Genomic DNA, 19,827 nt, shown 5'->3' on the forward strand with positions numbered 1-19,827 from the left:
GAACGCCGGAACCAACTCCTGCAGAGAAGACTGGCCTCTCAGGAACCTATAACTCTGAAGAATGAATTATGGGTCCTCCTGTTATGGCAGGAAACGAACGGCGAAGCAAGAAAAATTTACAGGGTTAAGACCGCCTGCGCAGCCGGTTACGGAAGGCCATTGTACGTTCGTACTTATACAGAAAGAAGGCGCAGAGAGCAGTCGTGCGGCGAGCTACCACTGCGACCAGTCATGGCGTAACAGGACCCAGAGTGTGAGCAGCAGGTTGCTGGTCGCGTGAGCGACAACGGCATCGCCGATGCGGCCGCGCCAGCGTGCTGCACCGGCGAAGGCAAGGCCAGCCAGGATGCCGGCCAGCCAGTGGCTGCCATGAAGAATGCCGAAGATCGCTGACGAGAGCAGGATGGCAAGCGGGGTGAGTTTGGAGAAGGAAATCTGTTCGAACTCCCGGCGCATCAGGCGTCGCGCAAGATAACCCCGAAAGGCCAGCTCTTCGGCGATGGGCACGGTAACAATAGCTGCCGCGGCGCGAAATGCGATCCAGGTAGAGCGGGCGCTGGGGGATAACGCGGCCAGATCCGATCCGAGACGGCCGACATCCGGATGAGACCAGAACTCCGGAGCGATCCAGAGGAGGAAGATGCCTGTGCCGGCGAGCGGTGCAAGCCATCCGAAGCTCCAGCGCAGCTTCCGATACTCAGTGCGGAAGAGCCATAGGGCGATGATTGCGGCAAGAAAGCGCAATGGATAGAGCCATTCGAAATAACCCGAGGCCGAGCGGGAGAGAAACGACGCGGCAAGAATTGCGAGAAAGGGAACAAGGTATGCGGCGGTCGCGGCCGATTCTCTGCTCGCATGGATCTCGTTCTGCGTAGAAAGCGAGCCGGACAACATCGAAACAGGCGCGGCCGGAGCAGCCGCAGCCACGGGTGATTTCTGAAACCAGGCAATGCGGCTGGTGGCCATCGAAAAGGCGAGAGAGACGAGGGTAAAGGCAATCCAGCCTGCCTGAGAGTGAAAGCCGACCATGGCAATGGATGGGGCTCCCGCATTGCCGATGAGGATGATCACGGCGATGCGCACGATATTGAGAAGCCAGACGGCAACAAGTGCGAGCGGGATAAGGAGCAGTGCCTGGGGAAAGCGTGTCTCGCGGCGCAGATACCAGAGCCATATGCAGGTAAAGATGAGGACCAGTCCCAGGCCCTCGATGCCCGAGCACTGTTCGGCGATGGTGACGGCGAAGCGAGGAGTGCCGATCACGAAGGTCGCCGGATTGACGATGACGCCGGGCAACAGGGCATGCAGCAGCAGGTGAACGCAGTGGAAGGCCGTGATCTGCAGGATGCGGCCGTGTGCCAGGGCGGAAGTATCCCATAGCTGCTGCGTGGGTCGGCGGATCAGCGCCGCGGCGAGGCCGGCAACGATTGAGACGAACCAGAGCGGGCTGGTCTCTCGAAGGGCTCGTATGGACGCGCGCAGGGGGATACAGGCAAAGAGCAGCAGCACCATGGAGCAGGAGACGACAATCGTCGCGACGACATGCGCAGGCAGCGCATACGGGCGGTACTTCGGACCGCGTGGAGCTATCCAGTACATCAGATAGATGGAAAGGATTCCCGCAAGGTGCCAGAAGAACCAGGCGCGGCGAAAGGGAAGCGGCTCGCGGAGGAGCTTCAGCCGACGGCGTCCGAGTCCTGCGAAAACGGCAAAGGCCACGATGGCGAACGGCGCGATCACCCCGAAGATGGGAGCGCGGCGAGGGACGCTCGCCAGCAGAAGGCAATCCGCAGCGAGCAATGACGCCAACAGATAGAGCCGGCCAAGGAAATATCGTGGCGGAGAGAATCGCGGCCTTGACGGAGAGTGATGAGGAGAGGAAGAGATCTCTGTCAAGGCACGCATCGAGAGCAAAAGCAGAAGAAACCCAGCGGCTTACTTACGCCGCCGGGCGCGAAAAACAGTAAGGGTGCCAGCAAGCAGGGTAATGCCGCTGACAGCAAGGCCAGGATCGATCTCTGGAGCGGTTGGAGTGGGAGGCTGAGGATTCTGCCACCACGGTGGGTCGGCATGAGCGGCCGTGCTGGCGCCGAGCATGAGGCCCAGGGCTAGGAGCGATGGTTTGAGAAATCTTTTCATGCACGCTCGCAAAAGTTATCAGCATGCAACGGGTCCGTGGATATCCAGGTCGCGACGTCTGCGCATGCGGATCTGGTATGAATCTTGCGGTAAGCCACGGCGCAGGAAACAGTCCTGCGGCTCCATGCTGGTTAGGTCAATCCAGAGAGCCGTCTCTGGACATCCGGTAGTGCTCGTGAATGACGCACAGGGGAGGTGTGCAGCAGACAACACGTACCAAGCATGGGAGCGCTGCGCCCATGCCACAACAAGATTATGCCCCAGCTCGCAACAAACGGCGTTCCCCATTAGGAACGGAAGTGAGAGGTTCAATAGTAATGAAAGGTAACAATTTCCAAATTTTGGGACAGCGTGCTCCTACGCCTGTCGAGTGCGAGAGCTGGGTGCCGGAAACTGCTTCATTCCATGCATACTGAAGCTGTAACGAATGATTCTTTAAAGGTATAGACGTGACTTCGCAAGTAACCCCTGAGATCACCCGCGGTGAAAGGCCGGCGCCTTCGACCCTGGGAGGGCAGCTCAAAGCCCTGCTTTTTTATCTGGCCCAGAGCGAGGTGCACACCTATGCCTTCAGCGTGGCGGCGAACACGATCCTGTCTCTCTTCCCATTCATCGTGATGACCTGGACGATCGAGCGCCGGCTCTTCCATTCTCCAGGCATGGATTCGGTCCTGGGAGACCTGTTGCGATACTTCCTGCCCGCGCACCAGGATTTCGTGGTCCGCAACATGGGATTGCTGGCACAGGCACGGGGACAGGTCCAGATCATTTCCATTGTGACGCTGCTGATTTCTTCGACCGGAGTTTTTCTGCCGCTGGAGGTTGCCCTGAACCGGGTATGGGGGGTGACGAAGAACCGTTCCTATCTGGTAAATCAGGCCGTGTCACTGGGGCTGGCCTTTGCCGTGGGTCTGCTTGCGCTTTTCTCTGTCGCTTTTACCGCCGGCCAGACGCATCTGGTCGGCCTGATCTTCCGCAATCACACGGAATGGCTGATCGTGCGGCTGATGGGAGGGGCGGTGCTGCGGGTTTCGGCGGCGATCTTCAGCATTAGCATTTTCTTCCTGATTTACTGGGTGCTTCCCAACCGCAAGCTGCCGGTACGGGCCGTATTGCCCACGGCGATCCTGATGGGATTGCTCTGGGAGGGAGCGAAAACGCTTTATGTGCTGGTGCTTCCGCACATGGACCTGGAGTCGGCGTATGGGCCGTTCTCCGTATCGGTGAGTCTGATGCTGTGGGCCTTTCTGACTGGATTGCTATTGCTCGGAGGGGCACATCTCTCGGCGACCCGGTACACGCTGCGGCTGGCGCACGAGGCAGATGCGGAGCGCGCGCGGGAGCAGGCTATAGAAAAGCAGAAACTCTAATGGTTCGCGGGCTTCTGCAGGGGAGGGCTCTCCGCTACACTCAACACACGGATGGGACACTTACGCAATTTTGAGGTTGCGGTCTTTCGACGCGTGCGGCGCGATCCTCCGCAGGGGAAGGTCCACCGGATCGCCTTCTGGCTGTTCGTGGCCTACCTGGTGCTGGGCTTTGGCCGTGCGTTGCCGGGGCAGGTGCGTGAGGTCTTTGAAGCGCTTAGCTTCCTCACCTTATTGCTGCTGATCTGCTTCTGTATTCCCTTGCTCTGGCGCTGGCTCTTCGGACGGCTCCTCTGGCAGGTGCGCAGCCGCCTGGTGGTGACCTATCTTCTGATGGGATTGGCCCCGGTGGTGCTGTTCGTCACGCTGGCCTCTCTGATGCTGTACGTCTTCTCCGGACAGTTTGCCATTTTTGCCGCAACGACCGAGATCACGGCGGAACTGGGCGACCTGACTGCGGCGAACCATGGTTTCACCATGCGCACGCTGCATGAGATCGCCATGGACCCGAAGCGTACAAGTATTCCGGCTCTCGAACCGGAGGAGGCAACCGGCGAATCGACGTTGAAGGGCACGGTGGTGAGCGTCTTCGAGGATGGCCGGCCATTGCAGATGACACCCGGTGGCCCCGAGACAGAGGCCACCCAGCAGTATCCCGCCTGGGTGAAAAAGCCGTTCAGCGGGGTCGTGCTGGAAAACGGGGCTCTCTTCCTGCGCGCGGTGGATGTCCAGGAGCTGGGAAATCGCCAGATCATCACGGTGACCAGCCGTCCGCTGCACCGGGAAAATGTGGACCAGATCGCCCATGGCCTGGGGACTATGTCGATCATCCCGGGTGTGCGGGTGGATGATGACCAGGATGATGGCTCCGCAGCGAAAAGCCGCACGGTGATCAACTTCGCGCCGAAGAATGCGGCTGCGAAGCAGGATGCCGAAGATATGCAGGTCCTCGAGGCGCGCCGCTCGTCGGTGACAGGAGGAAGCCTGCCGGCGGCACAGCATTTTTACGACATTCCTGTGACCTTCTATGCGCCGCTCGATACCCTGGACTGGGCAACCGGACGGCCGCATTCGACCTTTGCCAAGGTCACCTCGCGGCCATCGCTGCTCTACCAGCGCCTGTTCATTACCTCTCTGAAGATCGCCGCGATCATGCAGGATCTGCTGATTGGCGTCGCCATCGCTTTCGGCGTGATTGAACTGTTTGCTTTCTACATGGCGGTGCGGCTGAACCGGACAATCACTGCATCGGTGGATCATCTGTATGCAGCGACCACGGCAATCGACCGGGGCAATCTCTCGCACCGGATCGAGGTCAAGCGAAACGATCAGCTTGCTGCGCTGAGCCGATCGTTCAACTCCATGGCGGCTTCGCTCGAGCGGCTGCTCGACGAGCAGCGCGAAAAGCAGCGCCTGCAGAACGAGCTGGCCATTGCGCAGGAGGTGCAGGCGAACCTCTTTCCGCAGGGCAATGTGAATGTTCCGTCGTTGGAGCTGCACGGAGCCTGCTATCCGGCACGGACCGTCAGCGGCGATTATTACGATTTCCTCGTTTTCGGGGGCAGGAACGTCGGCCTTGCGATCGGCGACATCAGCGGGAAAGGCATCTCCGCGGCGCTGCTGATGGCAACGCTGCACTCGGCGGTACGCGCATACCGGTTTGCCGGTGAAGAACTGGTGACTTCAGGTACGCCTGTGATGTCGGAGGTGAAGACACGGCATGAAGACGAGGATGAAGTCGAGTGCGGAGAGCTGTTCGAGGACCCGGCGAAGATCCTGGCGCTGCTGAACCGCCATCTTTACCGCAGTACACAGCCGGAAAAGTACGCGACGCTGTGGCTTGGGCACTACGACGGAGCGACGCAGCGGCTGATCTACTCGAACGGCGGGCAGTTGCCGCCGCTGCTGCTGCGCGGCGATGACACGGTGACGCGGCTGGATTGCGGTGGTACGGTCGTGGGTCTGCTGAACAACATGACCTATGAGCAGGCGACCGAGCAGATGCACCCCGGGGACATCCTGATTGCCTACAGCGATGGCGTGACCGAGCCGGAGAATGAGTTCGGCGAGTTCGGAGAAGAGCGGCTGCTGGAGGTCGTGCGGCGGCACCGGCACCTTTCCCTGGCGGCGATCTCCGAGCAGGTGATGGTTGCGCTGCGGACCTGGATTGGCGGGCAGGAGCAGCCGGACGACATTACGCTGGTGCTGGCGCGGCAGCAATAGCGCATGCCCATGCGACTGCAGGCTCTCTGCCGGCGTCTATCCAAAAAAGACGTGGAGAAAAACGGCCGGTGATGAGGATGGTGGCTTGAAGCAAAGCATAGGGTGGATGGCGCGTTGGGCCTGTGGACTGACGTTGGCGGCTGCAGTTGCGACAGGGCATGCGGATACCGTGGATACAAGTCCCCTGAATCGTGCGCCTGAGGTGCGTGCGGCCTTCGACCGCTTCTATCTGATGGATTACGACGGAGCGATTACGCGCTTCGAAGCCATCGCCGCGGCTCATCCTCAAGACCCGATTGCGACCGATTATGTGCTGGATGCGGTGCTCTTCCGCGAGCTCTTCCGGCTGGATCTTCTGGATACGACCTTTTATGCCAATGACGGTTTCCTGACCGGCAAGCACACGGTGATGGAAGACCCGAAGGTGCGCGATCAGGTCAAGACGTTATCGGATAAGGCGATCGAGCAGGCGAATAACGCGCTGAAGACGAATCCGAACGATGTGAATGCGCTTTTTGCGCGCGGGTGGGCGCGGAGTCTGGAGGCAACCTACCTCGCCATGGTGGAGCGCGGCTTCGGTGCAGGCATGAAGCTGGCTTTGGGCGCGAAGAACGATCACGAGCAGGCGCTTAAGCTGGACCCCAACTATGTAGATGCCAAGATGGTCGTGGGTATCTACCAGTATGTAGTCGGAGCGCTGCCCTTCGCCTTCAAGATTCTGGTCGGCTTTGCCGGAATTCACGGATCGAAGACAACGGGTATGACCATGCTGCATGATTCCGGCTCCCGCGGAGTGATTACCAGCGTGGAGTCGCGCACCGCGATGACGCTCTTCCTGCGCCGCGAAGCGAAGTACGGCGAGGCCTATGGGATGGTCAAAGGGCTGGCGGATGAGTATCCGCGGGACTTTCTGTTCTGCCTCGAAGAAGCAAATCTGCTCAAGGATGCGGGAGATGGACAGAAGGCAATCGCCCAGTACCGGGTGGTGATCGCCGACGCGAAGCGGCCCGGATACTTTCCGGAGTCACACCTGGAACTGGCCTACTTCGGACTGGGAGATACGCTGCGCGGGCAGAAGATGTATCCCGATGCAGTGCAGGCCTACCAGGAGGCAGCAGGCATGCCGACGACCAGTCTCGAGCTGAAGCGCCGCTCGCTGCTCGAGGCGGGGATGATCTACGACCTGATGAACCAGCATGACCGCGCAAAGCAGGAGTACCAGGCCGTGATCGATGCCGGCAGCGAGAGCGTGCAGGCCGACCAGGCGCGGAAGTACGAGCGCTCGGCGTATACCGGTCATTAAGCAGTCGGGAACATTGCGGGGTGGGATTGCGTAGTTCTGCATGGAAGGCTTTCCGGCTGTTTCGGTAGAGGAGCCGGGTGTAAGCTTCTGGAACGAGAGGGAACTGCGATGGCGGTCTTTTGTCAGAACTGCGGAACCGGTATGAATGATGGCGCACGCTTCTGTTCGTCCTGCGGCGCTCAGCTGCATGCGGCGGCGCCCTATGCTCCCAGTGCATGGACAGGACAGAGCCGGTTGATCCGTCCACGCGCCGGGCGGATGGTCGCCGGCGTATGCCAGGGGTTGGCAAACAATTACGGATGGGACGTTGTCCTGGTTCGGGTGATTACGGTGCTGCTGGCGGTCTTTGGCGGCGGAATTGGCCTGGTGGCCTACGTGATTTTCTGGATCGTGATGCCGGAAGAACCACTGCTGCTGCCGTCGGGTACTTCCTATGTCCCGCCAAGCCAGGGGTAGGTTCCATTCCGGGAGCCGCCCTGCGCAGCATCGCAGGAACCTCCTGCGTGCTTCGCGCGAAACGCTACACTGCACTTGTGTTCTATACCTCTGACGACGCGAAGCTCTTTTACACGGTAGAAGGCAATGGGCCGGCTCTGGTGCTGCTGCACCCGATGCCGGCCAATCATCGTTTCTGGCTGGAGACAGCCGCGGCCCTGTCGCAGCGCTACCGGGTGATCCTGCCGGACCTGCGCGGGCATGGGCAGTCGGAAGCGGGTGAAGGACCGATTACCATGGCCCGGCTGGGCGCGGACATCGAGCGCCTGCTCGACCAGGCAGCTGTCTCGAAGGCCATGTTTGCCGGCTGCTCGATCGGCGGCTACGCGCTCTATGAAGTCTGGAGAAGGATGCCGGCCCGCGTCGAGGCCTTGGCCTTCTGCTGCGCACGGCCGCAGGCGGACAGCGATGCCGTCCGGGCAAAACGCGAGGAGTGGATCGCGAAGATCGCCGAACGTGGCACGGGGGAATGGATCGAGTCGATGCTTGAGCAGCTCATCGGGTCGACGGCGCGGCGGCGGAATCCGGAGAAGCTGGGCGAAGCCCGGGAAATGATGCAGATGGTGACGCCGGGTGCTGCGATTGCTTTGCAGCAGGGACTGGCGGCGCGGCCGGATTCGACCGAGACGGCGAAATCGATGCGGATACCGACGTTTGTCCTGGCGGCGGGCGAAGATCAGTCCTCAACGACCGCGGACATGAAGCTGCTGGCGGACCTGATTCGCAGCGGCGGCTTTGGGCCGGAGTTCACCGAGATCAAGGACGCGGGGCATTATGCGCCCTGGGAGCAGCCGCAGATGGTAGGCAGGCTGTTGCGCCGCTTTTTCGATTCCGTGCTCTGAAATATTGCTTCGAGCCGGTCTCGCAAGTCATCGAGCTTTCAACAGGGTAGCTGGCCATGGGCATTAGAATGAAAGAAAACGTCGGCGTTGCCGCCGGCTGTCCGAGGTTTTCTGCCGCATGTCCGTCATTCTCGAATCGCTTCCCACTGGCCAGAAGGTTGGCATCGCATTTTCCGGGGGGCTTGATACCAGCGCCGCGCTGCACTGGATGAAGACCAAGGGCGCCGTGCCCTACGCTTACACTGCCAACCTGGGCCAGCCGGATGAGACCGATTACAAGGCGATTCCGCGCAAGGCGCTGGAGTATGGCGCCGAGATCGCGCGCCTCATCGATTGCCGTGTACAGCTGGTGCAGGAAGGCATCGCCGCGCTGCAGTCGGGCGCGTTCCATATCTCGACGGCCGGCGTGACCTACTTCAACACCACACCCATTGGCCGCGCCGTGACCGGCACCATGCTGGTGACGGCGATGAAGGAAGACGATGTCAACATCTGGGGCGACGGCTCGACCTTCAAGGGCAACGACATCGAGCGCTTCTATCGCTACGGCCTGCTGGTGAATCCCGACCTGAAGGTCTACAAGCCCTGGCTCGACGCGACGTTTATCGACGAGCTGGGCGGCCGCGCCGAGATGTCGGAGTTTCTGCAGAAGAGCGGCTTCGACTACAAAATGTCGGCCGAGAAGGCCTATTCGACGGACTCGAACATCCTGGGCGCGACGCATGAAGCCAAGGACCTCGAGCTGCTCAGCTCCTCGATCCGCATTGTGCAACCCATCATGGGTGTGGCTTCCTGGCGCGACGATGTGGCCGTCAAGGCGGAAGAGGTCACGGTCCGTTTCGAAGAGGGCTACCCGGTTGCTCTAAACGGCACCGAATACGCCGATCCGGTCGAACTGATGCTCGAGGCCAACCGCATCGGCGGCCGCCACGGTTTGGGGATGAGTGACCAGATCGAGAACCGCATCATCGAGGCCAAGAGCCGCGGCATTTACGAGGCTCCGGGCCTGGCGCTGCTGTTTGCCGCCTACGAGCGCCTCATCACCGGCATCCATAACGAGGACACCATCGAGCAGTACCGCGAGAACGGCCGCAAGCTGGGTCGCCTGCTCTACCAGGGCCGCTGGTTCGATTCGCAGGCGATCATGCTGCGCGAGTCGGCACAGCGCTGGGTAGCGCGTCCGATCACCGGCTCGGTGACGCTCGAACTGCGCCGCGGCAATGACTATTCGATTCTGAACACGGAATCGGACAACCTGACCTTCAAGCCCGAGCGCCTCACGATGGAGAAGGGTGAGAGCGTCTTCTCACCGCGCGACCGCATCGGCCAGCTGACCATGCGCAACCTCGACATCACCGACACCCGCGACAAGCTGCTGACCTACGCGAAGTCGGGCCTGCTGACGCTGAGCACCGCGACCGAGATGCCGCGGCTGAGCGGTGCACCGGACGACAACAAGGCATAGACGATAACCAGGCCGGGTGCCCCACGTCTCGCATTTGTGACGTGGGATCCTTCCCACCCAAAACAAGCCCGGGGTTGCCCATGCAAGCCCGGTGTTGTCTGGGTGGACTATTGGTACGCCCCGTCCAAGCTTTGCTTGGGCGGGAGACAAGGCTCCGGCCCGTGTGCATGGATGAAGCAACGCGAAAACCCTCAAGCATCGCTTGAGGGTTTTCGCGTTGCGAGCCGTTCACAACCGATGGTAGGCTGCGGTGTTTCCTTTGAGTCCTATTCCAATCGATCATGCGGGAGAGTTCTGACACATGCAGACGAGCTACAACGGCCTGACCCTGCCGGCAGACGGCGAAGCGATCACATACGCAGATGGCAAGTTCACCATCCCCGATCATCCGATCATTCCATTTATCGAAGGTGACGGCACAGGAAGAGACATCTGGCGGGCATCGCGGAGAGTCTTCGATGCGGCTGTGGAGAAGGCTTACGGTGGGAAGCGTTCCGTGAAATGGTTCGAGATCTACGCCGGAGAAAAGGCTTTTAAGGAATTCAAGACCTGGCTGCCGGATGACACGGTAGCCGCGGCGCGCGACCTGCGCATCTCGATCAAGGGACCGCTGACGACGCCGGTGGGTGGCGGCATCCGTTCGCTGAACGTGGCGCTGCGGCAGATCATGGATCTTTATAGCTGCGTGCGTCCGGTGCGCTATTACGCAGGCGTACCCAGCCCGGTGAAGTATCCCGAGAAGCTGGATGTTGTCATTTTCCGTGAGAACACCGAAGACGTGTATGCGGGTATCGAGTTCCGCGAGGGCACGGCGGAAGTTAAGAAGCTGATCGCGTTTCTCAATGACGAGATGCTGAAGGGCGGCAAGAAGAAGGTTCGCGAGGATTCGGGCGTGGGCATCAAGCCGATCTCGATCACCGGCACCAAGCGGCTCGTCCGGCGCGCCATCGAGCACGCCATCGAAAACAAGCGCAAGAGCGTGACTCTGGTGCACAAAGGCAATATCCAGAAGTTCACCGAGGGCGCATTTCGCGAATGGGGCTACGAGGTTGCGGTCGAAGAGTTTCGCCCGCATGTCGTCACCGAGCGCGAGAGCTGGATTCTCGGCAATGTGGAAGCGAATCCCGGATTGAGTGTCGAGCAGAACGCGGCGCTGATTGAGCCGGGCCTGGAATTCGGTTCGGATGAATTTCGCCGCGAGTTGTATGCCGAGGTCAGCGGCGTGCTGGCGTCGATCGGCAAGACCCACGGCAACGGGGTGTGGAAGCAGAAGGTGCTCATCAACGACCGCATCGCCGACTCGATCTTCCAGCAGGTCATCATCCGGCCGGAGGAATACGCGGTGCTGGCTTGCCCGAACCTCAATGGCGACTACATTTCGGACGCGTGCGCGGCGCAGGTCGGCGGTCTCGGAATCGCTCCGGGTGCGAATATCGGCGACGGATACGCGGTCTTCGAGGCCACGCACGGCACCGCGCCGAAATATGCCGATAAGGATGTCATCAACCCGGGCTCTGTGATGCTTTCCGGCGTCATGCTCTTCGAATTCATCGGCTGGAAAGAGGCCGCGGCGCTGATCGAGTCGTCCATGGAGAAGACGATTCAGCAGAAGTTTGTGACCTATGACTTCGAGCGGCAGATGCAGGGTGCAACCAAGGTGAAGACCAGCGAGTTCGCCACCCACATGATTGCGAATATGGCGTGACAGTAAGAGCCTGTTCACGATCTTCCCGCGGCGGCGCTGGGCGCCAATTTTTCTTAGATCGAGGAGCAAAGCCGTGACGGATATCGGGAATATCCGAGCGGCGAGCGACGAAGAGATTGGGAAAATTGGCCCCAGCCCGGAGGGTTGCGGGGAAAATCGGCCCATACTTCGTTGTTGTCCTCGGCTTGGAATCGCCAAGCCTTCGTCCTCCGCCTCGTCTGAGCCGATTTTCCCTCGCAACGCCGCTCGCGCGAAGATCGTGAACAGGCTCTCAGCGGCGGGACTCGAAACCAGGGCCCGCCGGCTGGTACGATTTAGGAAGAGAAGGAGAAGCATGCGAAAGAAAGTTTCGATTGTCGGCGCTGGCAATGTCGGCGCCACGGCGGCTCATTGGATTGCATCGAAGGAACTGGCGGACGTGGTTCTGCTGGATGTGGTGGAAGGCATTCCCCAGGGCAAGGCGCTGGACCTGCTCGAGGCCATGCCGATTGAAAAGCGTGACTCGCATGTGATCGGCACCAACGACTACGCCGACACGGCGAACTCGGACATCGTGGTGATCACCGCCGGCATTCCCCGCAAGCCCGGCATGAGCCGCGACGATCTGCTGAACACCAACTTCAAGATCATGTCGGACGTGGTGGCCAAGGTCGTTGCCAACTCGCCGGACTCGATCATCATCGTGGTTTCGAACCCGCTGGACGCGATGGCGCAGGCCGCCTTCCGCCAGGCCGGTTTCAACCGCGAGCGCGTCATCGGCATGGCCGGAGTGCTCGACTCGGCCCGCTTCCGCACCTTCATCGCCGAAGAGCTCAAGGTTTCGGTCGAGAACGTGACCGCCTTCGTGCTCGGCGGCCACGGCGACACCATGGTGCCTCTGCCCCGCTTCTCGACGGTGGCCGGCATCCCCATCACCGAGCTGATCGAGCCCTCGCGCCTCGAAGCGATCGTGCAGCGCACCCGCGACGGCGGCGCCGAGATCGTCAAGCACCTCAAGACCGGCTCTGCCTACTACGCGCCTTCGGCCGCGGCAGTGGAAATGGTCGAGGCCATTCTCAAGGACAAGAAGAAGATCCTGCCTTGCGCCGTATATCTCCAGGGCGAGTACGGGATCGAGGGCTACTACGTTGGCGTGCCTTGCAAGCTGGGTGCCCGCGGTCTTGAGCAGATTATCGAGATCAAGCTCACCCCCGAAGAAGATGCCGCTCTCAAGAAGAGCGCGGAAGCCGTCAAGGAGCTCTGCGCCGTCATCGGTGTGTAGCTTCCGTCTTCAAGACAAAGAAAAATGCCCGCTTCTCGCGGGCATTTTTCTTTGTTTATCTCCAACCTAAACCTGTTTGCCGTCGAGGTGATTGAGGATACGGGCTAGCTGTGTGTCGTTGTCGTAGCCGCTGCGGACAGCGCGCTCGCGTGCATGAGCTCCGATGGCCTCACGCAGATCCGGTCGGTCCAGGTAAAAGCGGGCTTTGTCGGCACATTCCTCGACTGAAGAGAAGAAAACCGCCTCCCGGTTTTCTTCAAGTAACGCTTCATGTCCTGGAGTGCGCAGGGCAAGTAGAAAGGCTCCGCAGGCGGCGATTTCGACGGACTTATGGCCGATATCGTCCTCGTTGCTGGTGGTGACAAAGCCGAGATTGATGCGTGAGCGCCAGATCGCTTCCCGATAGTGCGGACCAGGCAGGTGACCGCCCAGGGTGCAGTGGGACAGAGCCGATGTGCCGAGGACCTTCTGCCAGAGGTTGCCGTTGATGGAGAGCGGCAGCTCCCACTCCGTGGCGAGACGGGTTAAAAAAGCCGGCCGATTTTCATAGGGATGGCCGATGTAAGAGAGCAGGCGCACGCGCTCGGCGTCTGTCCAGCCGGGAGGCGCAGGGAAATGCATCTCCGGTGCGAAGCTGAACATGGTTTGGATGTACGGCAGGTGCCGCTCGCGATAGCGGACAACATCGGCTTGGCGCACCAGGCAATGGAGGTCGGCGAGGCGATAGCTCGCGAGAAACTGCTTCCAGATGCCGTCCTGCCGCCCTCCGAAGGGGCTGTCCTGTACATAGAAGACGACGCGCGTGCCATTGCGTTTCAGCGTTTCGAGTGTTTTCGGTGTAAAGAGGATGGGTTTATCCATCCAGACAACATCTGGCTGAAAGCGCTTTGCCGCTTCAAGCAGCGCCCGGTTGATGGAAAAGATAAATGGTCCCGAGGGGTAACGGGATTGCAGGGCGCGCAGATAATAGTTGCCGGGGATTTGCTCCCGGATGTCAAAAACCTCCACCTGCTGTTGGAGCCGGCGCAGGGCATCGCAACGATAGACCGTTGTCGAATACGGATCCATGGATGCGACGTATAAGATGCGGCGCGGCGCAGGCTGTAGAGCGGTCATGCGGGAAATCCAGGTACGCAGTAAGCGATGGCCTGGCGCAGTCCTGCCACGTCTTCTTCGAAGCTGAAGCGTGAGATCGTTTCCAGTGCACGCTGCCCCAGGCGTATGGCAAGGTCCGGATCGTCGAGGATGGAGGCAAGCGCGGCTCGCAGGGCATCGATATTCTGCGCCGGGAAGACGAGGCCATTTTCACCATTGCGGATAAGGTCAGGCTGGCATCCGACCTGGTCGGTGACGATGACCGTGCGGCCGGCGTTCATCACTTCATTCACGATGAGCCCCCAGGGTTCGTGGATCGATGGCAGGATGAACGCATTGCAGAGGTCGAAGTAGCGCGGCAGCTCGCCCTGGTTCTTGAAGCCCAGCATGCGGATGCTGGAAAGGCCGGATGCCTGGATGCGGCCTTCGATGGCGGATCGCTCTTCCCCATCGCCGATGATCAACAGGTAGGCATGTGGATCGACGCCTGGAGCAGGCGCGAGGCGAAGATAGGCTTCGACAAGATCGATACAGCGCTTGCGCTTCTGCAGCTTCGAGGCGAAGAGAAAGATCGGCCGGCCGGGCTCAAGACCAAGCTCCTTGCGCAGCGCTTCGCGTGCTGGAGCGGCTTGTTGCGATCGGCCTTGGAAGAAGTCATTGTCGACGGCATAGGGAACACGGAACATGGGGAACTGCTCACCCAGGTAGTACTGCCAGTAGGCCGCGTTGGCTGTGCCGATGGGCAATACGCAGCGGACAGCGGAGCGTAATCCAGCGAAGAAGGCGCGCTTGGCGGCGAGAGTCTTTCCGGTTCGCGGCCGGTCGTAGAGCATGGATTCCGCGCGCAGCATCACGGGCAGATCGTGGGCTTTGGCTAGAGCCAGTACCTGCAGACTGTTCAGGGTGTGATAGCCATGCAGCCACACAGCGTCAAAGGATCCAGAGTTGAGGGCGGTATGGATGCCGTAATTAACGGGCCGCGTGAAGGCAAAACTATTTCCTTTGCGGATACCGGGCAGGAAACTGGATTTGTAACCGTCAAGGAGCGGGACATCCCACTTGACCTGCACATTGCCAAAGCCCTTGTCGGCATAGCCGCGGACAGAGATGTCGCTGAAGAAGAACGCGTGCAGATCGATATCCGGCTCGCGGGCAATCCGCCGCAGCAAGGGAGCCTGATATTGGATCGGATGCGAGACGAAATAAGCAATACGGACGCGTCTGCCGGAGGCCATGGGATTTTGTGGTGGCATGGGGGCAGAAGATGCGCGCATAGCAGGCAGGGAAATGTGCACCCTGAAACGGCCCGGCAGGGTGCGTCACTCTCTTGTATCGGATCGTACCATTCGCGCCTGGATTTTTCGGTTTATCGGAGGGAAGAAGGGCGATCGGAGGGCAGGTAACAGACACGAGTTCACAAGGATGAAAGAGAGCCTCTGGTACAATTGGCCATAAGTTGTCGCCTTTTCTGCATCACAGTGACCAGCTCCATATGGCGGCCGAGAGCAATACCAACTCACCCCTATCAGCAGCTTCCTCCATGGTTCCGCAGAAAGTAACCTATACATGTGTAAGGTTTCGGGACCGTTGCGTGTGGCCAGTCAGACGTTGTTATTCAAGGTTCGATCCTAAGATCTCAGGAGAATTGTGATGAGTCAGCCCGTTTCCATTGCGGTTGTCGGTTCCGGTTATGTGGGCCTGGTAGCAGCAGCATGTTTCGCCGAAATCGGTCACAAGGTTATCTGCGTCGACAATGATGAATCCAAGGTAAAGATGCTGCGTGAAGGCGGCGTGCCGATTCACGAGGAGTATCTCCCCGAACTGCTCGCCCGTCATCGCGGCACCAATATCGAGTTCACCTCGGATCTGCGTTCTGCAACCAAGCGCGCTCAGGCGATCTTCATCGCCGTGGGAACGCCGCAGAGCAAGACCGGCAGCGCCGATCTCTCCTACGTCGATGCGGTGGCCAGCGAGATTGCGCGTTCGATCGATGACTACAAGGTGATCGTCGAGAAAAGCACGGTGCCGGTGTACACCAATGAGTGGATCCGTCGCGTAGTGGAGCGCAATGGTGTAGCCCGTGAGCTCTTCGATGTGGCATCGAACCCCGAGTTCCTGCGTGAAGGCACGGCCGTGGTGGACTTCATCCATGCTGACCGCATTGTCATCGGTGTCGAAAACGACAAGGCCGGCCAGGTGCTGCGTGATATCTACGCTCCGCTGACTTCGGGCGAATACTTCAAGCTCGACCATGCGGTTCCGGGCGATCTCACGGCGGACACCCCTCCGGCGCTTCTACAGACCTCAACCAAGGCCGCGGAGTTGATCAAGCATGCCTCGAATGCCTTCCTGGCAATGAAGATCTCCTTCATCAACGTGGTCTCGAATGTCTGCGAGGCGGTGGGTGCGGACGTGGAGCAGGTCTCGAAGGGCATGGGCATGGACAGCCGTATCGGGCCCAAGTTCCTCAAGGCCGGCATCGGTTATGGCGGCTCCTGCTTCCCCAAGGACGTTGCGGCATTCCGCTATGTTGCTGAGCAGCTTGGCGTAGACTTCGACCTGCTGAAGGAAGTGGAAGAGATCAACGAAGAGCAGAAGAGCCGCTTCTTCCAGAAGGTGCGTTCGGCGTTGTGGACCTTCCGCAGCAAGAAGGTCGGCGTGCTCGGCCTGGCCTTCAAGGGTGGCACGGATGACATCCGCGAGAGCCCGGCGCTCGACATCGTGCATAGCCTGCTCAAGGAAGGTTGCTCGGTCGTAGCGTTTGACCCTGCGGCTATTGACCGGACGAAGGAAGTGATTCCGCCCTCCGAGAAGATGCAGTATGTCAATGACGCTTATGCTGCGGCACAGGATGCGGATGCGCTGCTGATCCTGACCGATTGGCATGAGTTTGCAGAGCTCGACCTCGCGAAGCTGCACTATACGCTGCGCTACCCCATCATCATCGACGGCCGTAATCTCTACGATCCGGCTCAGATGATCGAAGCGGGCTTCACTTATCTGAGCGTGGGCCGCCCGGCGGCGCAGCAGACGCGGGATACCGCGGTCTGGCATCGCCTGCCGTAACTCCTTTCTGCCGGGCGCAGGTTCCCGGATATCTCCGGGATCTGCGCCTAAGGCATGATCCACGCTGAGCGTATATTCGGTGCAGCCTTCTACTGCCCCCTCATCATATGCAGAAGCAGTGCCGATGCCGGGATCTGAGAGCATCCGGTTTTCCTTATGGATATGTCTGGTATTGCCACGCGTAGTGTGAAGCGAGTTCTGATCTACCGACTCGGAAGTCTGGGTGACACCGTAGTGGCTTTGCCTGCTTTGCGCCTGGTGGCGCGCACCTTTGCGCATGCGCAAAAGATGATGCTGACAAATCTTCCGGTACATGCCAAGGCTCCGGCAGCCTCAGCTATCCTTGGCAGCTCGGGGCTCGTGGATGGCTATTTCAGCTATCCGGTCGGCACACGCAGCCCGATCAAGCTCCTTCGACTATGGTGGTCCATCCGCCGCTTCCGTCCTGACATCTTGATCTATCTGGCGAAGCCTCGCGGCGAGCAGGCAGTCCTGCGTGATGAGCGCTTTTTCCGGAGTTGTGGTGTAAAAACGATCGTCGGTCTTCCTCTCGGAGACCGCGCGATCAACCTACAATACTCTTCCGGCCTATGGGAGAGCGAGGCTGGCCGGCTTGCGCGCAGCATAAAAGATCTGGGCGAGATCGATTTGGACGCGCCGGAGAGCTGGGACCTCGGTTTGTCGGAGGCAGAAGAGAGAAAGGCCAGCAACGTTCTCTCTGAAACCGAAGGCCGGCCGCTGATCGCATGTGGGCCGGGCACCAAAATGCAGGCCAAGGATTGGGGGACAGAGAACTGGTGCGCGCTGATGACGGTGCTCTCCGGGAAGCTAGATCGGCATGTCCTGGTCCTGGTAGGCGCAAAGGAAGACAGAGATGTGAGCGCAAAGCTCGCTGTCGCGTGGGGTGGCATGGCGGTGAACCTTTGCGGCGATCTTTCTCCTCGTGAGACGGCAGCGGTACTGCGCAGGACTGAGCTGTTTCTTGGCCCGGATAGCGGCCCTATGCACTTTGCGGCGGGTGCCGGCGTGCCTTGTGTCATCGCATTTGCAGCGCGGACCAGGCCGGGCATCTGGTTTCCTCAGGGCAACGGACATCGGGTACTGTATCGGCAGATGGACTGTGCGGGATGCAATCTCGAAACCTGTACCGAACATGAGAGGAAGTGTCTGACCGCCATTTCCGTCGAGGACATGTTCCACGCGGCGATGGAGGTTCTGGAGCGCCGGCGAAGCGAGTCAGGTGCAGCTTGCGAGTAGAAGACAAGGAAAAGAGAAAATGCACATTGTTACGGGCGGTGCGGGATTTATTGGCAGTAACCTTGTCCACGAACTAAACCGGCAGGGTATTATCGACATTCTTGTTGTCGATAACTTTGCTGACTCACGAAAGCTTTTCAATCTGCATGGCGCGCGCTTTGTCGACTATATGGACAAGAGGGAGTTTCGGCGTGCACTTGAGGAGAAGGCACTTCGGCTGTCCAAGGTAAGCGCGATCTATCACCAGGGAGCGTGCTCCAACACGCTGGTCGATGATGGCGTGTACATGATGGACAATAACTTCACCACGTCCAAGGTGCTTCTGCATTACGCACTGGAGCAGGGGGCGCCGTTTGTCTATGCCTCGACGGCAGCGGTGTATGGTCTGAGCGGGCCAGGGCATTTCACGCCGACTCTCAAAAATGAAAAGCCGTTGAATATCTATGGCTTCTCAAAGTTGGCATTCGATCATTACGTGCGGAGCTTGCTCGGAAAAGAAACGATAAAGAGCACGGTGGTGGGCCTGCGCTACTTCAATGTGTATGGTCCGCGAGAGCAGCACAAGGGACGCATGGCTTCAGTGATCCACCATTTCACCAAGCAGATTCTGGAAACAGGTCGAGTGCGTCTCTTTGAGGGGTCAGGGGGATATGGGAATGGCGAGCAACGCCGGGACTTTGTCTATGTGCGCGATCTCGCCCGCCTCAATCTTTTTTTTGCACAGACATCTGCGCTTGAGCGTGGTACGGCAGGGGAAGAACGGATCTATCAGGGGGTGGTGAATGCAGGCTCCGGACAAGCCCGAACCTTCAATGAAGTAGCGCGGGCGCTGATGTCTGTCCATGGGCCGGCTCAGATCGAATACATCCCGTTCCCGGCTGATTTGGATACCCGCTATCAGCACTTCACGGAGGCCGATCTGACCGGACTGCGTGCTCTCGGGTATGACCAGCCGATGACGCAGCTCAAGGACGGCATCCAGGAAACATTCGCGGCCATGGCGGAGATGGCCGTTTAGGGCGATTCTTCACCGAGAATCCGGGCAACTCCTTCTGCCAGGCTGTGGATCACGCATACGGCGAGCTCCGCTGCTTTCTGTACGCCGGGCTTGCGCGTCGCTGGATCGCCAAGAAGGAAGAAACTCGGAGCTCCGAAGTTCCGCGCCGCTTCGATATCCGAGAGGGAGTCGCCGATGACGAGGCTGTTTGCTGTGGAGAGCTCCGGAAAATCTCTGCGTGCCTGCGTGAAGAGGCCGGTCTTCGGTTTGCGGCAGTCACACGCATTCCGGTCGTGCGGACAGAGGTAAAAGCCATCGATGTGCGCGTTGCTGGCCGCAAGCTGCATCTGTAACTGCTGATGGATGAATTCCACGTCTGCGGCGCTGTAGAGCCCGAGTGCGATACCCCGCTGATTTGTGATTACAATAACGGTACGTCCGGAGCTGTTGAGGGCGGCAATGGCGGGAGCGACTCCTGGAAGCAGGTGAAATTGATCACAGTGGCCAATGTATGTTCCTTCTTCCGGCTTGTGGTTGATGACGCCGTCGCGGTCAAGCAGAATATAGCGAATATGATCAAAGCCGGTTGCGTGATGAATGACCATGGAAAGT

16 protein-coding genes are annotated in these 19,827 nt (G+C 59.7%); 11 read left to right on the forward strand and 5 right to left on the reverse strand.

Going from position 1 to position 19,827, the window contains the following annotated elements:
• Nucleotides 1-213: 213 nt before the first annotated feature.
• The gene (xrtE, locus tag ESZ00_RS19555) at nt 214-1,809 is read right to left on the reverse strand and encodes an exosortase E/protease, VPEID-CTERM system (RefSeq protein ID WP_164981639.1); all 1,596 of its coding nucleotides are present in this window, start codon (nt 1,807-1,809) and stop codon (nt 214-216) included.
• Between the two features lie 126 nt (nt 1,810-1,935).
• Nucleotides 1,936-2,139, reverse strand: coding sequence for a hypothetical protein (locus ESZ00_RS19560; protein ID WP_129210100.1), 204 nt, complete (start codon nt 2,137-2,139; stop codon nt 1,936-1,938).
• Between the two features lie 449 nt (nt 2,140-2,588).
• On the opposite strand from ESZ00_RS19560, the gene ESZ00_RS19565 reads away from it, so the two are divergent.
• The 8 genes from ESZ00_RS19565 to mdh all read left to right on the forward strand — a co-directional run bounded on the left by ESZ00_RS19565 (nt 2,589) and on the right by mdh (nt 12,800).
• A complete protein-coding gene (locus ESZ00_RS19565; protein WP_229740839.1) occupies nt 2,589-3,509 on the forward strand; it encodes a YihY/virulence factor BrkB family protein in 921 nt (306 codons plus the stop codon).
• Nucleotides 3,510-3,560: 51 nt separating this feature from the next.
• Nucleotides 3,561-5,729: a PP2C family protein-serine/threonine phosphatase gene (locus ESZ00_RS19570; RefSeq protein WP_129210102.1), complete on the forward strand. Its 2,169-nt coding sequence runs from the start codon at nt 3,561-3,563 to the stop codon at nt 5,727-5,729.
• A gap of 106 nt (nt 5,730-5,835) precedes the next feature.
• Nucleotides 5,836-7,032, forward strand: a complete 1,197-nt coding sequence (locus ESZ00_RS19575) for a tetratricopeptide repeat protein (RefSeq protein WP_129210103.1) — start codon at nt 5,836-5,838, stop codon at nt 7,030-7,032.
• A gap of 108 nt (nt 7,033-7,140) precedes the next feature.
• Complete coding sequence (locus tag ESZ00_RS19580; RefSeq protein WP_129210104.1) at nt 7,141-7,488, forward strand: PspC domain-containing protein; 348 nt, start codon at nt 7,141-7,143, stop codon at nt 7,486-7,488.
• Nucleotides 7,489-7,535: 47 nt separating this feature from the next.
• A complete protein-coding gene (locus ESZ00_RS19585) occupies nt 7,536-8,369 on the forward strand; it encodes an alpha/beta fold hydrolase (RefSeq protein WP_229740838.1) in 834 nt (277 codons plus the stop codon).
• A gap of 118 nt (nt 8,370-8,487) precedes the next feature.
• Complete coding sequence (argG, locus tag ESZ00_RS19590; RefSeq protein ID WP_129210105.1) at nt 8,488-9,834, forward strand: argininosuccinate synthase; 1,347 nt, start codon at nt 8,488-8,490, stop codon at nt 9,832-9,834.
• A gap of 301 nt (nt 9,835-10,135) precedes the next feature.
• On the forward strand, nt 10,136-11,539 hold the full coding sequence (locus tag ESZ00_RS19595; protein ID WP_129210106.1) for an NADP-dependent isocitrate dehydrogenase: 1,404 nt from the start codon (nt 10,136-10,138) through the stop codon (nt 11,537-11,539).
• Nucleotides 11,540-11,873: 334 nt separating this feature from the next.
• On the forward strand, nt 11,874-12,800 hold the full coding sequence (gene mdh, locus ESZ00_RS19600; RefSeq protein ID WP_129210107.1) for a malate dehydrogenase: 927 nt from the start codon (nt 11,874-11,876) through the stop codon (nt 12,798-12,800).
• A gap of 66 nt (nt 12,801-12,866) precedes the next feature.
• Here mdh and ESZ00_RS19605 read toward each other — a convergent pair whose 3' ends face one another.
• Together ESZ00_RS19605 and ESZ00_RS19610 are read right to left on the reverse strand one after the other, a co-directional pair.
• Nucleotides 12,867-13,916, reverse strand: coding sequence for a CgeB family protein (locus ESZ00_RS19605; RefSeq protein ID WP_129210108.1), 1,050 nt, complete (start codon nt 13,914-13,916; stop codon nt 12,867-12,869).
• Nucleotides 13,913-15,130: a glycosyltransferase family 4 protein gene (locus ESZ00_RS19610; protein WP_129210109.1), complete on the reverse strand. Its 1,218-nt coding sequence runs from the start codon at nt 15,128-15,130 to the stop codon at nt 13,913-13,915. Before ESZ00_RS19610 ends, ESZ00_RS19605 begins: the two co-directional genes overlap by 4 nt.
• 415 nt (nt 15,131-15,545) lie before the next feature.
• Here ESZ00_RS19610 and ESZ00_RS19615 point away from each other — a divergent pair, with 415 nt between their 5' ends.
• The 3 genes from ESZ00_RS19615 (at nt 15,546) to rfaD (ending at nt 19,236) form a co-directional block, all read left to right on the forward strand.
• Nucleotides 15,546-16,961 carry a UDP-glucose dehydrogenase family protein gene (locus ESZ00_RS19615; protein ID WP_129210110.1) on the forward strand — a complete coding sequence of 472 codons (1,416 nt, stop codon included), beginning with the start codon at nt 15,546-15,548 and terminating at the stop codon, nt 16,959-16,961.
• A gap of 234 nt (nt 16,962-17,195) precedes the next feature.
• Nucleotides 17,196-18,218 carry a glycosyltransferase family 9 protein gene (locus tag ESZ00_RS19620; RefSeq protein WP_229740837.1) on the forward strand — a complete coding sequence of 341 codons (1,023 nt, stop codon included), beginning with the start codon at nt 17,196-17,198 and terminating at the stop codon, nt 18,216-18,218.
• A 19-nt stretch (nt 18,219-18,237) separates the two neighbouring features.
• On the forward strand, nt 18,238-19,236 hold the full coding sequence (gene rfaD / locus ESZ00_RS19625; RefSeq protein ID WP_129210111.1) for an ADP-glyceromanno-heptose 6-epimerase: 999 nt from the start codon (nt 18,238-18,240) through the stop codon (nt 19,234-19,236).
• Here the strand turns inward: rfaD and ESZ00_RS19630 are convergent.
• Nucleotides 19,233-19,820, reverse strand: a complete 588-nt coding sequence (locus ESZ00_RS19630; protein WP_129210112.1) for a D-glycero-alpha-D-manno-heptose-1,7-bisphosphate 7-phosphatase — start codon at nt 19,818-19,820, stop codon at nt 19,233-19,235. The two genes, rfaD and ESZ00_RS19630, sit on opposite strands and share 4 nt — an antisense overlap.
• Nucleotides 19,821-19,827: the final 7 nt, after the last annotated feature.

The organism is Silvibacterium dinghuense, from assembly GCF_004123295.1.
Taxonomy (GTDB): domain Bacteria; phylum Acidobacteriota; class Terriglobia; order Terriglobales; family Acidobacteriaceae; genus Silvibacterium; species Silvibacterium dinghuense.